General features: G+C 64.5%; 15 protein-coding genes. 2 read left to right on the top strand and 13 right to left on the bottom strand.

The window, feature by feature from the left end; all coding sequences use genetic code 11:
- Positions 1 to 77: 77 nt before the first annotated feature.
- The 10 genes from F3J45_RS23720 to F3J45_RS23675 form a co-directional block, all read right to left on the bottom strand.
- Positions 78 to 1,178 (bottom strand): LLM class flavin-dependent oxidoreductase, encoded by a 1,101-nt coding sequence (locus F3J45_RS23720; protein ID WP_167068799.1) that lies wholly within the window; start codon positions 1,176 to 1,178, stop codon positions 78 to 80.
- Positions 1,179 to 1,209: 31 nt separating this feature from the next.
- Positions 1,210 to 2,544, bottom strand: a complete 1,335-nt coding sequence (locus tag F3J45_RS23715; RefSeq protein WP_167068796.1) for an LLM class flavin-dependent oxidoreductase — start codon at positions 2,542 to 2,544, stop codon at positions 1,210 to 1,212.
- Positions 2,545 to 2,904: 360 nt separating this feature from the next.
- Positions 2,905 to 4,524: an ABC transporter ATP-binding protein gene (locus tag F3J45_RS23710; RefSeq protein WP_167068793.1), complete on the bottom strand. Its 1,620-nt coding sequence runs from the start codon at positions 4,522 to 4,524 to the stop codon at positions 2,905 to 2,907.
- Positions 4,521 to 5,429 carry an ABC transporter permease gene (locus F3J45_RS23705; protein WP_167068790.1) on the bottom strand — a complete coding sequence of 303 codons (909 nt, stop codon included), beginning with the start codon at positions 5,427 to 5,429 and terminating at the stop codon, positions 4,521 to 4,523. Before F3J45_RS23705 ends, F3J45_RS23710 begins: the two co-directional genes overlap by 4 nt.
- A gap of 1 nt (position 5,430) precedes the next feature.
- A complete protein-coding gene (locus tag F3J45_RS23700; RefSeq protein WP_167068787.1) occupies positions 5,431 to 6,381 on the bottom strand; it encodes an ABC transporter permease in 951 nt (316 codons plus the stop codon).
- A complete protein-coding gene (locus tag F3J45_RS23695) occupies positions 6,378 to 7,997 on the bottom strand; it encodes an ABC transporter substrate-binding protein (RefSeq protein ID WP_167068784.1) in 1,620 nt (539 codons plus the stop codon). Before F3J45_RS23695 ends, F3J45_RS23700 begins: the two co-directional genes overlap by 4 nt.
- 141 nt (positions 7,998 to 8,138) lie before the next feature.
- Entirely contained in the window at positions 8,139 to 8,933 is a 795-nt protein-coding gene (locus F3J45_RS23690; RefSeq protein ID WP_167068781.1) for a class II aldolase/adducin family protein, read from the bottom strand.
- Positions 8,934 to 8,950: 17 nt separating this feature from the next.
- On the bottom strand, positions 8,951 to 9,895 hold the full coding sequence (locus tag F3J45_RS23685) for a D-isomer specific 2-hydroxyacid dehydrogenase family protein (RefSeq protein ID WP_167068778.1): 945 nt from the start codon (positions 9,893 to 9,895) through the stop codon (positions 8,951 to 8,953).
- Entirely contained in the window at positions 9,892 to 11,025 is a 1,134-nt protein-coding gene (locus F3J45_RS23680; RefSeq protein WP_167068775.1) for an acyl-CoA dehydrogenase family protein, read from the bottom strand. The genes F3J45_RS23685 and F3J45_RS23680 overlap by 4 nt, the downstream gene beginning before the upstream one ends.
- Positions 11,026 to 11,298: 273 nt before the next feature.
- Positions 11,299 to 12,189, bottom strand: a complete 891-nt coding sequence (locus tag F3J45_RS23675; RefSeq protein WP_167068772.1) for a LysR family transcriptional regulator — start codon at positions 12,187 to 12,189, stop codon at positions 11,299 to 11,301.
- 211 nt (positions 12,190 to 12,400) lie between these two features.
- Here F3J45_RS23675 and F3J45_RS23670 point away from each other — a divergent pair, with 211 nt between their 5' ends.
- Positions 12,401 to 13,366 carry an ABC transporter substrate-binding protein gene (locus F3J45_RS23670; protein WP_205300659.1) on the top strand — a complete coding sequence of 322 codons (966 nt, stop codon included), beginning with the start codon at positions 12,401 to 12,403 and terminating at the stop codon, positions 13,364 to 13,366.
- Between the two features lie 105 nt (positions 13,367 to 13,471).
- Here F3J45_RS23670 and F3J45_RS23665 read toward each other — a convergent pair whose 3' ends face one another.
- Genes F3J45_RS23665 through F3J45_RS23655 form a run of 3 tightly spaced genes read right to left on the bottom strand, consistent with a single transcriptional unit; the run spans position 13,472 to position 15,443 of the window.
- Complete coding sequence (locus F3J45_RS23665; RefSeq protein ID WP_205300658.1) at positions 13,472 to 14,011, bottom strand: hypothetical protein; 540 nt, start codon at positions 14,009 to 14,011, stop codon at positions 13,472 to 13,474.
- Positions 14,012 to 14,049: 38 nt separating this feature from the next.
- Positions 14,050 to 14,853 carry a hypothetical protein gene (locus tag F3J45_RS23660; protein ID WP_167068768.1) on the bottom strand — a complete coding sequence of 268 codons (804 nt, stop codon included), beginning with the start codon at positions 14,851 to 14,853 and terminating at the stop codon, positions 14,050 to 14,052.
- Between the two features lie 5 nt (positions 14,854 to 14,858).
- The gene (locus F3J45_RS23655) at positions 14,859 to 15,443 is read right to left on the bottom strand and encodes a 2OG-Fe(II) oxygenase (protein ID WP_167068765.1); all 585 of its coding nucleotides are present in this window, start codon (positions 15,441 to 15,443) and stop codon (positions 14,859 to 14,861) included.
- A 605-nt stretch (positions 15,444 to 16,048) separates the two neighbouring features.
- On the opposite strand from F3J45_RS23655, the gene F3J45_RS23650 reads away from it, so the two are divergent.
- Positions 16,049 to 16,966 carry a DHH family phosphoesterase gene (locus tag F3J45_RS23650; protein ID WP_167068763.1) on the top strand — a complete coding sequence of 306 codons (918 nt, stop codon included), beginning with the start codon at positions 16,049 to 16,051 and terminating at the stop codon, positions 16,964 to 16,966.
- The last annotated feature ends 197 nt before the right edge of the window (positions 16,967 to 17,163 follow it).

Below are 17,163 nucleotides of genomic sequence, written 5' to 3'. Positions count from 1 at the left end.
CGGTGCGTGGCACCGGCTTCGCCGGTGTTCGCGGGGCAAGCCCGCTCCTACAAGGGGGCGCGGCCTGCCTGCTTGGCTCAAGCGCTACGCACGGTTCCCTGCGCCTGCAACTGCGCAACCCGGGCCCTGACCCGCGGAATCAGCTCCTGCCCATACTCCACGGCATCGCGCAACTGGTCGAAGCCACGGAACAGGAAGGTGCTCACTCCCAGTTCGTAATACGCCAGCACCGCCTCGGCCACCTGCTCAGCAGTGCCCACCAGCGACGTTGAGTTCCCGGCGCCCCCACCCAGGGCGGCAATCTCGGTCCACAGCCGGGTGTCGTGCACCTTGCGCTGGCTGGCCAGTTCCACCAGGCGCTCGGAGCCGACATTGCTCTTGCCGAAGTTCTTCTCGCGCCGGTTGCCCTGGCGAATGCCAATGCGCTGCTTGGCATCGGCCAGGATGCGCTCGGCGCGGTCCCAGGCCTGCTCCTCGGTCGCCCCCAGAATCGGCCGCAGCGACACGCTGAACCGAATGTGCTGCTCGCGGCCATGGCGGGCAGCGGCCTTGCGCACCTGGGCGATACGCGCGCGCACCTGCTCCAGCGGCTCGCCCCACATCATGTACACGTCGGCATGCTTGGCGGCGACTTCCACGGCAGCGTCGGAGGCACCGGAGAAGTACACCGGCAGCGTGCCCACGGGTTTCACCAGGGTCAGGTTATCTTCCACCCGGTAGTGCTCGCCGTGGTGGTCGAACGGCTGCTGCTGGGTCCAGGTATTGCGCAGCACATCCAGGTACTCGTCGGTACGGGCGTAGCGGGCATCCTTGTCGAGGAAGTCGCCGTCGCGCTGCAGGTCGCCGCTGTCGCCGCCGGTGATCACGTTGATCGCGGCGCGGCCGCGGCTGAGCTGGTCGAGGGTGGCGAACTGGCGGGCGGCGAAGGTCGGGGCCTGGAAGCCTGGGCGGTGGGCCACCAGCAGGCCGATGCGCTCGGTCAGCGCGGCGACGTAGCTGGCCAGGATCATTGAGTCTGGCGCGCTGGTGTTGACCGCCAGCAGGGCTTTGTCGAAACCGCCGTATTCCTGGGCCTGGGCAAATGCCTTGATGAACGCCAGGTCAACCAGCGGGCCACGTGGGGCCTGGGACTCGCTGCCTTCCTGGGGGCCGATGAGGCCGATGAATTCGAGGCTCATGCAATCAAACTCCTTTTACCATGGGGCGGTTTCAGGCCACTTCGCCCTGCGCGCGGCGCAGGGTGTTGCGGTTGGTGGGTACGTTCAGGCCAAAGCTGTCGCGCAGGGTGCTGCCGGGGTATTCGCTGCGTGCAAGGCCGCGGGCCTGCAGCAGGGGCACCACCAGTTCGGTGAAGTACTGCAGGCCGTCGGGCAGCAGCGAGTTGATGATGAAGCCGTCGGCGGCGCCGTTCTCGAACCAGTCCTGCACGGCATTGGCCACCTGCTCGGGGGTGCCGGTGAAGTCGCGCCGTGGGCGCGAGAAGCGCAGCGCCAGCTCGCGCAGGGTCAGGCCTTCTTCGCGGGCCAGTTGCTTGAGGTGGTCGGCGGTTCCCTTGTGGCTGTTGTCGCCCAGGTTGCCCAGGTCTGGGAACGGTGCGTCGAGGTCATGCCGGCTGAAGTCGTAGTCGTTGAACGGGCGGCCCAGGGCGACCAGGGCGTCCTCGATGCTGACCAGGTCCACCGCCTGTTGGTAGCGGTGCTCGACCTCCGCTTCATCGCGGCCAACGATAGGGCGAATGCCCGGCAGGATGAACAGCTGCTCGGGGTTGCGGCCATGCTGGGCAGCGCGCTGCTTGAGGTCCTGGTAGTAGGCGCGGGCATCGCTGAACGACTCGGGGCTGACGAAGATCGCATCGGCATTCTGGGCGGCGAAGTTGCGGCCATCCTCGGACACGCCAGCCTGGAAGATCAGCGGCTGGCCCTGGGGCGAGCGTTGGATGTTCAGCGGGCCCTTGACCTTGAAGAACTCGCCCTGGTGGCCGAGGGTGTGCAGTTTGTCCGGGGCGAAGAATTCGCCGCTTTGCTTGTCGCGGGTGAAGGCGTCGTCTTCCCAGGAATCCCATAGCCCCTTGACCACTTCCACGTGCTCACGGGCGATGCGGTAGCGCACGGCGTGGGGTGGATGCTCGGCCTTGCCGAAGTTGTCGGCGGTGCCGGAAAGCCACGAGGTCACCACGTTCCAGCCAGCGCGCCCGCCGCTGATCAGGTCGAGCGAGGCGAACTGGCGGGCCACCTGGAACGGCTCGGTGTAGCTCACCGTCACCGTGGCCACCAGGCCGATGTGCTGGGTGACCGCGGCCAGCGCCGAAAGAATGGTCAGCGGTTCGAAGCGGTTGAGGTAGTGGGGGCTGGAGCGCGGGTGAATGTGCAGGCTGTCGGCGATGAAGGCGAAGTCGAACTTGGCGGCTTCGGCCAGCTGCGCCTGTTGCTTGTAGAAGCCGAAGTTGACGCTGGCGTCTGCCAGTGCCTGCGGGTGACGCCACTCGCCCCAGCCGTGGCCGACGCCATGGATCATGGCGCCGAGGTGAATTTGTCGTTTGCTCATTGGGCATACCTGTGGGTGTTGGTCGGTGTGGACGGCCTCCGCCAGGTGGGGTCGGACTGTTGAGGGGACGTTAACGCGGGGGAGCGGGGGTTGTGAAAGGCTTTGTGGTTCTAAGCTAATTATGCAAAATGTTGATTATGTTTCTTTTGTAATATGAATTTTATGGCGATGGATGTGTGGCGCGAGGGAGATCGAGCGCCGCCCGCGCGGCGCATCGCAGGCAAGCCTGCTCCTACAAAGGGCCGCGCGCGGTGGCAACATGAACATTGGCCCGAAACAAACGTAGGAGCGAGCGCAGCTCGCGAAGCGCCGCGCGGGCGGCGCTCGATCTCCCAGGCGCCGCACCTCTAACGCCAACCGCTAAACCGCCACCGGTAGCACGCTGCGCGAATACCCCGGTATCGCTGCAATCAACTCCCGCGTATAGGCACTGGCCGGCTCGCTGAACACCTGCACCGCCGGCCCCTGTTCCACCACCTGCCCACGGCGCAGCACCAGCACCTGGTCGGCCATGCTGGCCACCACGGCCAGGTCGTGGGACACCAGCACATAGGCCATCCCCAGCTCCTGCTGCAGGGTTTCCAGCAAGGCCAATATCTGCGCCTGCACCGACACGTCCAGCGCGCTCACCGGTTCATCGAGCAGCAGCACCTGCGGCTCCAGCGCCAACGCCCTGGCAATCGCCACCCGCTGGCGTTGGCCGCCCGACAACTCCCGGGGCAGGCGGTCGAGAAAATGCACCGGCAAATGCACCCGCGCAATCAGCTCGCGGGCCTTGCGCTCCAGCGCCTCGCCCTTGAGCAAGCCGAACGACACCAACGGCTCGACGATGCTGTCGAACACCGTGAAGCGCGGGTCGAGCGCGGCGAATGGGTTCTGCTGCACCAGCTGGATCCGCCGGCGCAGTGGCCTGAACTGGCGCCAGCTGTAGGCGCTGACATCCTCGCCGGCAATTTCCACGCGCCCCTGGCTGGGCGTTTCCAGCCCCAGCGCAATGCGCAGCGCCGTGCTCTTGCCCGAGCCCGACTCGCCGACGATGGCCAGGGTCTGCCCGGCATGCACGTCCAGGCTCAGGTCCTGCAGGGCGGTGAACGGGGCGCTCTGGCCGGGCAGCGCAAAGCGCTTGGCAACGCGGCTCAGGCGCAGCAGCGGCGCCTGCCCCGGTGGTGCGCTCGGCCTGCGCCGGGGCACGAAGGCCGGCGCTGCGTTGAGCAGGGCATGGGTGTAGGGTTGCGGCGTGCCCCACAGCACCTGCCGGGGCGAGGCCTGCTCGATCAGCTCGCCCTGTTTCATCACCAGCAGGCGGTCGGCACGGTCGCAGGCCATGCCCAGGTCGTGGGTGATGATCAGCAGCGAGATGCCACGTTCGGCCACCAGCTGTTGCAGGTGGTCGAGAATGCGCCGCTGTACCGTCACATCCAGCGCGCTGGTGGGCTCGTCGGCAATGATCAGCCGAGGGTTGCCGGCCAGGGCAATGGCGATCAGCACCCGCTGGCGCATGCCGCCCGAGAGCTCATGGGGGTACTGGCGGGCGCGCAGCGCCGGCTCGTCCAGGCCAACCTGGGCCAGCAACTCCAGGACATCGGCATCCAGCGCCGGGTAGCGCCGGCCCTGGGCCAGCACCAGGGCTTCGGCGATTTGCCGGCCGATGCGTTGGGTGGGGTTGAGGCTGACCATCGGGTCTTGCGGCACCAGGCCGACGGTACGCCCGCGCACCTGGCGCTTGGCCCGCTCACTTGCCTTGGCCATGTCGATGCCATCGACCCACAACTGGCCCTGGTCGATCCGCGCATTGCCCGGCAGCAGGCCGAGCAAGGCGCCGGCCAGGGTCGACTTGCCTGAGCCCGACTCGCCAACGATGGCCAGGGTTTCGCCCTGGGCCAGGCTGAACGACAGCTGTTTCAACGCCTGCGTGCGCTGCCCGGCGAAGGCATAGCTGACACTCAGGTCGCGCACGTCGATCAAGGTTGGCTGGCTCATCGGGCATGCTCCTCGGCGCTGCGCGCCAGGTGGTTGAGGCTGAACACCACGGCGACCACGAACAACCCCGGCAGCAGCGATACCCAGGGGGCGGTGATCAGGAAGTGGCGGCCGTTGGCGATCAGCGTGCCCCATTCCGCCGCAGGCGGCGCCGCGCCAAAGCCCAGGAAGCTCAGCCCGGCGGTGGCCAGGATGGCGGCGCCGAAGTCCAGGGTGGCGAGCACCGCCACCGGGCCCCAGGCATTGGGCAGTACATGGCGCAGCAGGGTACGCGCCCAACTGGCGCCGCCCAGGCGCGCGGCCTCGACGTAGGGCAGGGTCTTGATGCGCAGCACTTCGGCGCGGGTGGTGCGGGCGAACCCGGGGATGATGCCGACGCCAACGGCCACCGCCACCGGCACCGTGCCAAAGCCGATAGCGGTGACGATCGCCAGGGCCAGCAACAGCCCGGGCAGCGCCAGCAGCACGTCGACCAGGCGCATCAGCGCAGCATCCAGCCGGCCACCGGCAAACCCGGCCAGCACGCCCAGGCCCAGCCCGCCGAGCAGGGCGATGGCCACCGCCAGCAGGGCGGCCAGTACCGACAGGCGCGCGCCGTACACCACCCGGGTGTACAGGTCGCGGCCCAGTTCATCGGTGCCGAACCAGTGCACCGCGCTGGGCCCACTGAGCTTGGCGGCAGGCGCGGTGGCGTAGGGGTCGAAGCTGCTCAGCCAATGGGGCACCAGCGCGCACAGCAGGGCGAACAGCACCACCAGCAGGGCCAGGGTGAAACCGGGGCGGCGCAGCAACGGAACCAGCGCCTGCTGGGCGCGTTGCCAGCGGGTACGGCGTTTCCAGGTATCGGCAGGCCGGCTTGCAGCTGGCGTGCTGTCGAGCTGGGGCAGGGGAATGTCGAGGGTCATTTCAGCTCACCTTGGCCGTGTGGGTGATGCGGGGGTCGAGGTAGGGGTAGAGCAGGTCGACGATCAGGTTCACCACCACGAAGGCGGCGGCCGACACCGCGACGATTGCCAGCACCACCGGGATGTCCTGGCGCAGCACGGCTTCCTGGGCCAGGCGGCCGACGCCATTGCGCGAGAAGATGGTCTCCACCAGCACCGCGCCAGACACCGTGTTGCCCACCTGCAGGCCGACCAGGGTCAGCAGCGGCAGGGCGGCGTTGCGCAGGCCATGGCGGGCCTGCACCTGGGCCCGGCTCAGGCCTTTGCCGTAGGCCGTGGTGATGTAAGGTTCCTGCCATACGCCCTGGAAGCCGCGCTGCAGCACCTGGGCGTACACCGCAGCGCTGGGGATCGCCAGGGTGATCGCCGGCAGCACCAGGCTGGCCACGCCTTGGCTGCCGGTGGCGGGGAACCAGCCCAGGGCGAAGGCGAAGACCTGAATCAGCAGCAACCCCATCCAGAACACCGGCACTGAAAACCCCAGCGAGGGCACCCGCGCCAGCGCGGTCTTCAGCGGCCGCCATTGCAGGTAGGCGGTGAGGTAGGCAAGGCCCACGCCGCCCAGCAACGACAGTACGATTGCCGTGCCCGCCAAGGCCAGGGTTTGCGGCAGGCGCTCGGCCAGCAACGCGGCAACCGGCCGGCCCATCGACAGCGACTGCCCCAGGTCGCCGTGCAGGGCGCGCCACAGCAAGTCGGCATATTGCTCGAACAGGCCCTTGTCCAACCCGTAGTAGGCGCGGGCCTTGGCCAGGTCTTCGGGCGACAGGCCGTCGGCTTCCATGCCCGAGGCGCTGAGCATGATTGCCAGGGTATCGCCGGGCAGCAGGTAGAGGATGAAGTAGGTGATGGTATAGGCGCCCCACAGTACCAGCAGCGCCTGGCCGAAGCGGCCGATCAGGTAGCGCTTCATGGCTGCTCGACCTGGATGTCGCTGAGCAGGGCGATGCCTTCGGCCGTCCAGCGGAAGTCCTTGACCCGCGGCGCGGTGGCGGCCTGCCACACCCGCTCATACAGTGGGAAGGTCGAGGCTTCGTCGATCAGCAGGTCCTGTAACTGGCCGTAGGCTTGGGCGCGCTGGTTGTCGGCGGTGGCGGTGATGCCGCGGTCGAACAGCGCCTGGGCGGTGGCCAGGGCGTGTGGCTCGTAGGTGTTGGTGGCCAGGGTGGCGCTGTTGGCCGCGCGTGGGTCGAGGATGGTTTGCAGGATGATCGGGTCGGCGCGGGTCATGTAGGTGGAGGTCAGGTCATAGGTACCCGCCGCGTTGCCGGCTACCCACTCGGCGCGGGTCAGCACGTTCAGCTTGAGCTCGATGCCCACCTTGCGCAGTTGGTCCTGCACCAGCACGTCGCCGGCGGTTTCGGCCGGGGTGATGTTGTAGCGCAGGGTCAGGCGCTGGCCGTTCTTGTGCCGGTAGCCATCCTCGGCCTTGTGCCAGCCGGCGGCATCGAGCAGTTGCTCGGCGCCCTGGGGGTCGTAGGCAAGCTTGTTGGCCTGGGGCTTGAAGTACGGCGTGGTCACGTCGTACACGCCGCTGACCACCGGGAATTGGGCGCTGTACACGGTGTGGGCATAGCTGGTGCGGTCGATGGCCTTCTGCAGTGCCAGGCGCACCTGGCGGTCACCCAGCAGGCGGCCGTTGCGGGTGTTGGGGTAGAGGTTCAGCGCCGGCCCTGGCAGCGAGCGGCTTTGCAGGTTCGCGCCCTTGGACTCGAACAGCTTGAGGTCGACTTCCGAGAACGGGTTGCGCGGCCAGAGGATATCGGCCTTGCCCTGCAGGAACAGGCCATTGCGCACGCTTTCTTCGGGGATGTAGCTGATTTCCACGGCATCCAGGTGCGCCGGGCCCTGGTTGCGCACGTTGGCCGAGGGCCAGGCGTAATCGGCCCGTTTGACCAGGCGCGCGCCCACCTCGGGGGTGTAGTGCTCCAGCACGAACGGGCCGGTGCCGATGATCTTGCCCAGCGAACGTTCCTGGGCGCTGAGCTGGTAGGAGGCCGGGGCGAGAATGGCCAGGTTGGTGGTGGAGGTGGCCTGCAGGAAGCCGGCATTGGGTTTGGCCAGCACCAGGCGCACGGTGAAATCGTCGAGCACTTCGGCGTGGTCGTAGCCGGCCAGGTAGGTGGCGCCAAAGGTGGCCGGCAGTTGGGTGGCAAAGGCCTTGTTGCTGTCGAAGGCGGTTTTCACGGCATGGGCGTCGAAGCGCTCGCCGTTGCTGAAGGTGACGTCCTGGCGCAGGTGGAAGGTGTAGCTCAGGGCGTCGTCGCCGATCTCCCAGCTTTTCGCCAGCCAGGGAATGATGCGGCCGCTGTCAGGGTCCTGGTCGGTGAGCGATTCCGCGACGTTGCGCAGCAGCACACGGTGCTCCAGCCAGTAGACCTGGAAGGGGTCGACGCTGACCAGGGTGGTGTTGTCGCCCCAGAAGGCGATGTGCAGGGTTTTGCTGGCGGCGGTGTTGTCGGCGGGCGAGCAGGCGGTGAGGGCCAGGGCCAGCGAACCGATGGCGAACAGGCGGTGCAGTGGGGGCATGGGAGGGTCCTTCAATGAAGTGGAGTTTCCTGCGCCGGCCTCTTCGCGGGGCAAGCCCGCGCCTATACATGGACCGCAATGGCAACCCCTGTAGGCGCGGGCTTGCCCCGTGAAGAGGCCGGCCCAGGCTGCAGCTACCGGTCAGTCCTGGTAATCACGCCCCTCTCGGTCCAGTTGCCGAATCAGCGCATCCCAATGCCGCTGAATGCCTTCCCCCTTGCCATCGGCAAAGCGCTTGGACTGCTCATGCACCTTGGCAATCGCCGCCTGCGGTGCGTGCAGCAATTGGTCGTTGCCCCCGGCCTGGGCCGCCACCTGAATATTGCAGGCACGCTCCAGCCCATGCAGTTCACGGAACGCATGCTCCACGCTGATGCCCCCGGTGAGCAGCCCATGGTTGCGCAGAATGAGGATGTTGCTTTCGCCCAGGTTGGCCACCAGCCGCTGTTGTTCGTCCAGGTCCAGGGCCACGCCTTCGTAGTCGTGGTACACCACCCGGCTGTAGTAGGCCAGGGCGTGCTGGGAGATCGGCAGCAGGCCGTCGCGCTGGGCCGACACCGCTGCACCGTCGCGGGTGTGGGTGTGCAGTACCGCGTGCAGGTCTGGGCGGGCGCGGTGGATGGCGCTGTGGATCACGTAGCCGGCCTGGTTGATGCCAAGGCCCAGTGGGTCATCGATGATCGTGCCGTCGACGTCCACCTTGACCAGGTTGGAGGCGGTGATTTCGTCGAACAGCAAACCGAAGGCATTGATCAGGAAGTGCTCGTGCGGCCCTGGTACGCGGGCCGAGAAGTGCGTGTAGATGTGGTCGGTCCAGCGGAACAGGGCGGCCAGGCGGTAGGCCGCAGCCAGCTTGACCCGCACCTCCCATTCTTCGGCGCTGACCCGGCTGCGCACAGTGTTGGAAAGAGGGGTGACGGCAGACAGTGAACTCATGGTGTGCTCTCCGGTAATCAGTAGCCGCGCGCGCTATCGACCAGGTTGGCCAGGGGCGCCTGTTCGCGGTAGCGGTGGAAGTTGGCGATGAAGGCTTCGAGGAAGGCCGGGTAGCCGTCCTCGGAAATGGCCGAGGTGTGGGGCGACAGGAACACCCGTGGGTGGTGGTACAGGGGGTGGCCGACGGGCAGGGGCTCGGGGTCGGTGACATCCAGGCTGGCTCGCCCGATCCGGCCGCTGTCCAGGGCTTCGAGCAGGGCCTGTTGGTCGAGCAGGCCGCCGCGGGCGATGTTTATCAGGTGCAGGCCGGGGCGGGCGTGGGCCAGCACCGGGCCGTCGACCAGGCCACGGGTGGCGGGGGTCAGCGGGGCCGCCAGCACCAAGTGGTCGCTGCCAGCGAACAGCTGGCGCAAATCGTCGGCACGCGCCACGCCAGGCACCTCGGCAATGGCCTGGCCGGGGCGGCTCAGGGCCAGCACCTTCATGCCCAGGGCCACGGCCTTGCGCGCCAGGCTCTGGCCGATGCTGCCGAACCCGAGAATACCCAGGGTGCGGCCACGCAGCGGGGCCAGGGCGGTCAGGCGCCAGTCGGCATCCTTGACCCACAGCCCCGGCAGTTGCTTGGCGGCGGCGAACACCAGGGCCAGGGCGAATTCGGCCACCTGCTCGGCATTGGCGCCCTTGCCGCTGGTGACGGGTGGGCCTTGGAACACCCAGTCGGGGTAGAAGTCGATGCCAGACGACACCAGTTGCACCCACTTCAGGCCCCAGGGCCAGCCTGGCGGCGCGGTGTCGACGCGCTGGCCGCGCACGTTGATCGGGCGCAGGATGAACACGTCGGCGGGGGCCTGCAGGCTGAGTTGGCCCGGGGCGATATCGATGATTTCGTGGTCCGGCAGGTGGTCGCGCAGGTGCTGGTTGGCCTGGGCGTCGAGCTGGCTGGCGATGATCGAGTGGCTCATGCTTGCACCTCGGCCAGGGCTGCGCGGCCGACTTGGCCGAACACCACGTCATCCTGCGGGGTATGGATACGGCTGCAGAGCACGTCACGGTAGTGGCGCTCCAGCGGGTTGCGCCGCGACAGGCCAGGGTTGCCGGCGGCCTCGATGGCCAGCTCCACGGCCTGGATGGCGTTGGCGCTGACCAGGTGCTTGAGTTGCCCGGCATGGGCCGCGCTTATCTGCCCGGCGACGGCGCCATCGAGCAGCGCCTGGTTGGCGAACAGTAGCGTGTCGATGCGCCCCAGCACGTCCTGAAAACGTGGCAGGCTGGCCAGCGGCGCACCCAGGTTGGACGGTTTGCGTTGCTGCAGGAAACTCGCCAGCCAGTCGCGTGCGGCGCGGGCCACGCCGTCGTACACCGCGGGCAGCAGCACTGCCATCCACAGCAGGCTTTCGCCGTCGAGCTCGGCCTTCGGTGCGCTGGCGGGGCTGACGCTGACCGCGTGGTCCAGGGGAATCAGCACGTCGTCGAAGCGCACCTCATGGCTGCAGGTGGCGCGCATGCCCAGGTGGTCCCAGTCCTCGACGATGGTGATGCCGGGGGTGTCGCGGTGCACCAGGAAGCCTCCCACCAGTGGGTCGGCATCATCGCTGCGGCCCCACACCAGGTACCAGCTCAGGCCGTGGCTGCCGGTGGAGTAGATTTTGCTTCCGCTCAGGCGCCAGCCTTCGGCGCTGCGCCGCGCCACGGTGGCCGGGAGGCCGCCGCGGGCGGGGGTGCCCAGTTCTGGCTCGACGCGCAAGGCGTTGATCAGCGCGCCGTGCTGCACGGCATCGCGGGCGACTTGCTGGCGCAGGTGCTCGGGCCAGCGGGCTTCATCTTGCAGGCGAAAATGCTGCAGGTACTGCATCACCAGGATCAGCGCGGTGGCCGGGTCGCCCTTGCCGACCGCGCCGATCACCCGGCGCGCGCTGGCCAAGTCCGCGCCGCCGCCGCCCAGGGCGCGTGGCACGGTGAAGGCAAGCAGGCCATGGCCGTGCAGCAGGTCGAAGTTGTCCTGGGGGAACTGGGCGCTGCGGTCGTAGCGTTCGGCATTGGCCGCAAGGGCTTGCGTCAGCTCGGCCAGGGCGCTGTCGGAGGGGTGACTCATGGGCTTTCATCCCTGAATGACGGTGGGTTGCCTAAGACCGTATTCTTATGGATGGCGCCTGTAAAAGTCTTTTTGGTTCTATGCTAATTATTTGTTTTTAGAATTTAATGATTTTCTTGTTATGCGATTTTTGCATTTATTGGTGGGGCGTTGTATTTGTGGCGTCTGTGAGATCGAGCGCCGCCCGCGCGGCGCTCGATCTCAATGCCGCCACAAATACGACGCCCTACACCCGGTCGCCCAACCAACAACCAACGCCCCACACTCGGCCACTCACCCCAACAACCGGTGCCCCGCCACCTCACCAAACAACTCCACCGGGCCCTGCAAATTCCCCAGGTAACGCGGATGGAACAGCCACAAATCCACCTGCGGCTTGAAGTCACTGACGTTAAGCACTTCCAGCGCATCGCGGTGGCGGCTCGCCTGCAGCAGCGGTTCAGGCACCAGCCCCAGCCCCTGGCCGTTGGCAACCAACCCCAGTTGCAACTCGGTACCGAAGGTTTCCAGGTTGATCGACAGGCTCAACCCCTGTTCGCTCAACGCCCGTTGCAGCCCGGCACGAAAACCACAGCCGTCGGGGTTGAGCACCCAGCCACGGGTGTAGCAGTCCTTGAGCTTGTAACTGCGCTTGCCGGCACTGCCCTTGGCCGCCACCACCTTCAGCGGCATGCGCGCGATGGACTGGCTGGCGATGCCCTCGGGAAAGATCTTGCCCGGTGGGAAGAGTGCAGCGGCAGCGTCCAGTTCGCCGTTCTCCATCCGGGCAATCAAGCTGCTGCCCCAGCCACTGCTGACTTGGGTGCGCAGTGGCGGGTAGGCCTCGCGAATTTGCGCCAGGGCGTCTAGCAGCACCACATCGCCCAGGGTTTGCGGCACGCCCAGGCGCAAGGTGCCGGAGGGGGCGCCATCGTTGGCCACCAGTTCGCGCAGCGAGTCGATCTCACGCAGGATCGCCTTGCATTGCTCGTACACCCGCAGGCCCATGGGGGTGGGCTTGAGGGGCTTGGTGTTGCGGTCGAGCAGGGTGGTGCCCAGGTCTTCCTCGAAGTTCTGTACCCGGCGGGTGATGGCCGGTTGGGTCAGTTGCAGTGCCTCGGCGGCGAGGTTGGTGGACTGGCAACGAATGACCGCGACGAAGGCGTCCATATCATCGATTTTCATGGTCGGCGCTCACTGGATCGATCGGAAAATAAGGCATTGGCATATTGGTTAACGATAGTAATGCCAGCGGCGAGATTCGCCAAATGCCGTTGTCTTTGAAAAATTGCATATTAGGATATTCCTAAAATCAATTTAGTTTATTTAGTGCGTCCCGCTAGAGTCGCATGACCTGGGCCGCACGATGCCGCCCGCCCTGTGACTGAGGAGCGCCATGTCCATCCGATCGAAGCTATTGACCCTTGCCGCCGCGCTGTTGCTGGCCAGCAACGCCACCGCCAGCGAGCGTTTGTCCCTGCGCATAGGCGACCAGAAGGGCAACATGCGCGCCCAATTGGAGGCGGCCGATGCCCTGCGCGACCTGCCTTACGACATCCAGTGGGCCGAGTTCCCCGCGGCTGCGCCGCTGGCCGAAGCGCTTAACGCTGGGGCCATCGACGCGGGCATCATTGGCGATGCGCCGCTGCTGTTCGTGCTGGCCTCCGGCGCGCCGGTGAAGGCCATCGCGGTGGACAAGTCCGACCCCTATGGCACCGCGCTGCTGGTACGCCCGGACGCCCCCTTGCACAGCGCCGCCGACCTCAAGGGCAAGCGCATCGCCACCGGCCGTGGTTCGATTGGCCATCACCTGGCGCTGAAGGCATTGGCCCAGGTTGGGCTCAGTGAAAAGGACGTGGAGTTTCGCTTCCTTGGCCCGGTGGACGCCAAGATTGCCTTGGCCAACGGCGCGGTAGATGCCTGGTCCACCTGGGAGCCCTACACCGCTCTGGCCGAGCTGAGCGGGCAGGGCCGGGTGCTGGTCAATGGCCGCGGCCTGTCCAGCGGCAACAGCTTCCTGGCCGCCACCGACAAGACCCTGCAAGACCCGGCACGGCGCGCCGCATTGCAGGACTACCTGAACCGCCTGGCCGAGGCGCAGGTGTGGGCCAACCAGCACCTGGACAGCTACTCGAAAACCCTCGCCGCGATCATCGGCTTCCCTGAAGACGCCGCCCGCCTGCAGTTCGAGCGCCGCCAGTTGCGTTGGCAAGTGATCGACGACAAGACCGTGGCCGAACAGCAAGACACCGCCGACTTCTACCAGGCCCACGGCCTGATGAACAAACGCCTCGACGTGGCCCCCACCTTCGCCAGCGGTTTCACCGTGCCAGGCGCAGCCAAGGTGGCTGTGCAGCCCTGAACCCCGAGCGGCGTACATGGCCCTGTAGGGGCGGGCTTGCCCCGCGAAGCAGGCGACGCGTTGTATGGCACCGGCTTCGCCGTTGTTCGCGGGGCAAGCCCGCTCCTACAAAAGCGTTCGCCGATGACGAAGTGCGATAATGAGTGTGACCACAGCGACCGCAGCTGATATCGCCCCTGCCATGACGGTGAATCTTTTGATCGATTCATTATTCCAGGCAATGACTTGCCGGGAAAATTTATCGTCATAGAGCACGCGCCCTTCCAACGTCGCCAGCGCTCGCACGATGCTCCCTTCCTTCACGCGCTCGACAGTCAGAAGCACTTTCGAATTAATCCGAAGTCCGGACTGCCGATAAAGCTCCCAATAGGTGTAGATGGGTTTGCCTTGTCGAACTCCATCTATTTTGTACGCGACACTGAACTTAGCCAATGATCGGTTGTTCTCCCAGCTCGCGGGCTGGCCAGATACTCGACCTTCTACCGCGATGAACTTCGACGCATCGGGCGGCGTGTATTCTTCCCACTGACTAAAATTAAGGCCAATGAAGCCGACCAAGGTTACACAGAGCGCCGATAATAACTGAATGCGCACCAAGGGCGGGGATGACCTCAGTAACTTAATAAACCCGGAAATTGAGCTCACACCCTATCCTCAATGCGTGTTAGTGCTAAAAGCTACGTTCAGTGGTATCTATCAATTGTGAATCGATCACCACCTGGCGGGACAATCTCGATGGGGCCGATGTCAACACGCCATCCCGGAGACTCTGGCACCGGAAAAATCAGAGGCCCTTGACCGGAGTCAGGGGCTACCACATATCCTCCGCCACCGGAACCTCCGCCTGTATAGCTGTGCACATCTTCATCCCCAAGCACGATTTCCTGAGTATCAGGATTCCATCGAGTTACCGCTATTCTGTTTGTATAGATTGCACTGATCTGAGCCAAGGAGGCAAGCCCCAAGTCCGGTGCTATCCAGTAGTCCGGGTAAGAGGCGTTAGTGTTTGCCCCAAGATGTTTGTCCACTACGGGCGAGATCAATGAATTATACAAACTTTCCGCCACGCCCGAGTTTAAGACTCCCGCAACATTAGCTCCCACCCCCACGGCAGTGAAGAAAACGCCTACAGGACCTGAGCCGGCAAGCAATGCGACACTTCCGACGACGCCTGCAATGTTACCGACCAGGCTTATCAAATCTCCCTTGTCGAATGTTCTATCGGTGCGGTATTGAGCTGTGATCTTGAGCATCACAGTGGTGGCGGCAAGTGTGTTGGTTTTAATATTCAAAAACGGCGTAAAGCCCGCTGTCAGCTTTACAATTGATGTGACGCCTGCAACTGCTGCACCTGTCTGAGCGCTTTGGTTAACCAAAGAAAAACCGCCTTGATCGCCATTAAACTGATCTAGGATCGACGCGGCCGCTGTTACAGTACCCACCGGGGCTTCGACATACCCCAAGATTATTTCAACGGATTTCGTCATATCCTTTACTCCTTGATCAGCGTTTTAAACGCGATACTCATGCGCAAGCGGTTACAGCTTGCTACAGGTGCTCTAGCTGCGTGCGGTACTTCACCATTAAAGATGACTACTCTCTTGGGTTTTGGCTGAACTGAGGCGGCCACGACTGTCTTGCCAGAATCATAAAACATCAACTCTCCACCCCAGCAGGTGGCCCAATACTCACTGCAAAACAGCATCACAGTCCGCCCAGGTGCATCAGGCGTGTTGTCTCGATGTATGGGGCCATCTTGACTACTGATTTGGCCATTAGCATAAGCTCCCAGTAATGTAGCTGTCGGCATGTGAACTGCTTTAATTCTTGCCCAAATATCTGCTAAAAAACCCCAGTCAGGTCGTTCGCGTAGCTCTTGTTCGCAATCCTGTTGTTCATCCCGACGAGTGCCGGCGATAAAGGCATGCCAGCACGGGCGGTCGATTGGGGAGTAGGGGTAAGGCCATCCATACCGCCACACAGATCCGGTCAGCAACTCTAGTATTTTGGAGTGCTCCGATTCGGAAATGCCGTTATCAATAATACATATATCGTTACCGTTAGGAATCTCAATCATGTTTCAGCCCTCTGATGATAGTCGTGAATGAGAGGGCTCAACTTAGCGCGACGCTGAAATTATAAGCACCGGGAAGTACGTACCTGGAATCAGGCAACTTTTGCCAATAGGATAAAATTACTCTTATCCTAGTTTTCTAATGCCATTTTGCTTGGAAATGCCCCAGCTTCGCTGGCTGCTCCGTCGCGCGGGAAGCGATGCCCGCAAGTGCGCCGCAATTCCCTTTGGGAGCGGGTTTATCGAGGCGTCAAATCGCCGCGGAGCAGGCATTGTGGTGCATGGCACCGGCTTCGCCGGTGTTCGCAGATTGCGTTTTCAAGCGCGGACGTTGCACTTGTAGGAGCGAGCGCAGCTCGCGATGGGCTGCAAAGCAGCCCCGGCGTGATGAGCCGCGAAGCTGAAACCTTGGGGCCGCTGCGCGCCCCATCGCGAGCTACGCTCGCTCCTACCAGGTTGTGTGAATTCTGTAGGACATTTTTCGTCACAAATCCGTCATGACACCGTGCGATCTTGGTCCAGCTCACGGCACGAAGCCGAGCGTTACAGGAGTTCGGTATTAAAACGATGCTCAACGCGCATCCCATGCCCCAGGTGTCCAGAGCCTGATGAGAGTCGTCACTTCTGGCGCGGCATACCTGGATATCGACGCCTATGCCTGCTGCATAGCCTATGCCGAACTGCTGAACAGGCAGGGCATCGAGGCGCAGGCGGTGAGCAGTGCGCCCACCAACTTCAGCGTCCCCGCCAGTGTGTTGGGGTGGGGTAGTCGCCTTGATGGCTACGTACCCGCTGGCGGTGATGAATTCGTTCTTGTCGACGTTTCCGACCCTCGGCATGTCGACTCCGTTGTCGTTCTGGAGCGCGTCACAGAGGTGATCGACCACCACCCTGGGTTCGAGCGCTACTGGGCTGAACGGCTGGGTAACGGTGCTGATATCCGGCGGATTGGGGCAGCGGCCACGCAGGTGTTTCAGCGCTGGGAGCAGGCGTCGCTGCTGCCGTGCATGAGCCGTGGCAGCGCTTCACTGTTGGCCACCGCTATCGTCGACAACACCCTCAATTTCACCAGTTTGAACGTCACTGAGGCGGATCGTCACGCCTATCGATCCCTGGCTGAGCAGGCGAGCCTGCCGGATAACTGGCCGCAGCTGTACCTGCAGGGTTGCCAGGACTCGATCGAGGCTGGCTTGGTCGATGCCTTGCAGGGGGACGTGAAGCGGTTCGACACCGCGGCCCTGCCCAGGGTGTTCGCCCAGCTGACGGTCTGGGATGCCCGAAAGCTCGTTGATTGTCACCGCCCGGCATTACTCGGTTGGCTGCACAGCCAAGGTGAGGATGCGGTGGTGAATGTCATTGGTATCTCAGACGGCACCAGTATTTTCGTGGCCATCTCCGAGGCATCGAGAGGCAAACTTTCGCGCTTGGCGGGCCTGCAGTGGAAAGGTGATCTCGCGTCTGTCACGCCATCGCTGCTACGCAAAGACGTGCTCGGCCTGAGTATCCCCACGGCGCAGGCCCGATAGGCGCATACCCAACCCCGCGGGCTTCGCGGAACATTGCACCCAGGCGCGCCACGACCCTCTGTAGGAGCGGGCTTGCCCCGCGAACACCGGCGAAGCCGGTGCCATGCCCCGCATCGCGTGCCGAAAATACCTAACGCCCTCCATCTTTTCTGCACATTTTGCCGCTACGTTCCCACCCTGCGAGGACACGCCGACTG

The organism is Pantoea sp. Ap-967, from assembly GCF_011752565.1.
In the GTDB taxonomy this organism is placed as follows: domain Bacteria; phylum Pseudomonadota; class Gammaproteobacteria; order Pseudomonadales; family Pseudomonadaceae; genus Aquipseudomonas.
This window is presented reverse-complemented; position numbering and strand designations above follow the sequence as displayed.

Coding starts and splice junctions, on each gene's coding strand:
- F3J45_RS23695 (WP_167068784.1), bottom strand. CDS start 7,997: ATGCCCCCACTGCACCGCCTGTTCGCCATCGGTTCGCTGGCCCTGGCC.
- F3J45_RS23705 (WP_167068790.1), bottom strand. CDS start 5,429: ATGACCCTCGACATTCCCCTGCCCCAGCTCGACAGCACGCCAGCTGCA.
- F3J45_RS23675 (WP_167068772.1), bottom strand. CDS start 12,189: ATGAAAATCGATGATATGGACGCCTTCGTCGCGGTCATTCGTTGCCAG.
- F3J45_RS23700 (WP_167068787.1), bottom strand. CDS start 6,381: ATGAAGCGCTACCTGATCGGCCGCTTCGGCCAGGCGCTGCTGGTACTG.
- F3J45_RS23715 (WP_167068796.1), bottom strand. CDS start 2,544: ATGAGCAAACGACAAATTCACCTCGGCGCCATGATCCATGGCGTCGGC.
- F3J45_RS23650 (WP_167068763.1), top strand. CDS start 16,049: ATGAGAGTCGTCACTTCTGGCGCGGCATACCTGGATATCGACGCCTAT.
- F3J45_RS23670 (WP_205300659.1), top strand. CDS start 12,401: ATGTCCATCCGATCGAAGCTATTGACCCTTGCCGCCGCGCTGTTGCTG.
- F3J45_RS23690 (WP_167068781.1), bottom strand. CDS start 8,933: ATGAGTTCACTGTCTGCCGTCACCCCTCTTTCCAACACTGTGCGCAGC.
- F3J45_RS23680 (WP_167068775.1), bottom strand. CDS start 11,025: ATGAGTCACCCCTCCGACAGCGCCCTGGCCGAGCTGACGCAAGCCCTT.
- F3J45_RS23710 (WP_167068793.1), bottom strand. CDS start 4,524: ATGAGCCAGCCAACCTTGATCGACGTGCGCGACCTGAGTGTCAGCTAT.
- F3J45_RS23720 (WP_167068799.1), bottom strand. CDS start 1,178: ATGAGCCTCGAATTCATCGGCCTCATCGGCCCCCAGGAAGGCAGCGAG.
- F3J45_RS23655 (WP_167068765.1), bottom strand. CDS start 15,443: ATGATTGAGATTCCTAACGGTAACGATATATGTATTATTGATAACGGC.
- F3J45_RS23685 (WP_167068778.1), bottom strand. CDS start 9,895: ATGAGCCACTCGATCATCGCCAGCCAGCTCGACGCCCAGGCCAACCAG.
- F3J45_RS23660 (WP_167068768.1), bottom strand. CDS start 14,853: ATGACGAAATCCGTTGAAATAATCTTGGGGTATGTCGAAGCCCCGGTG.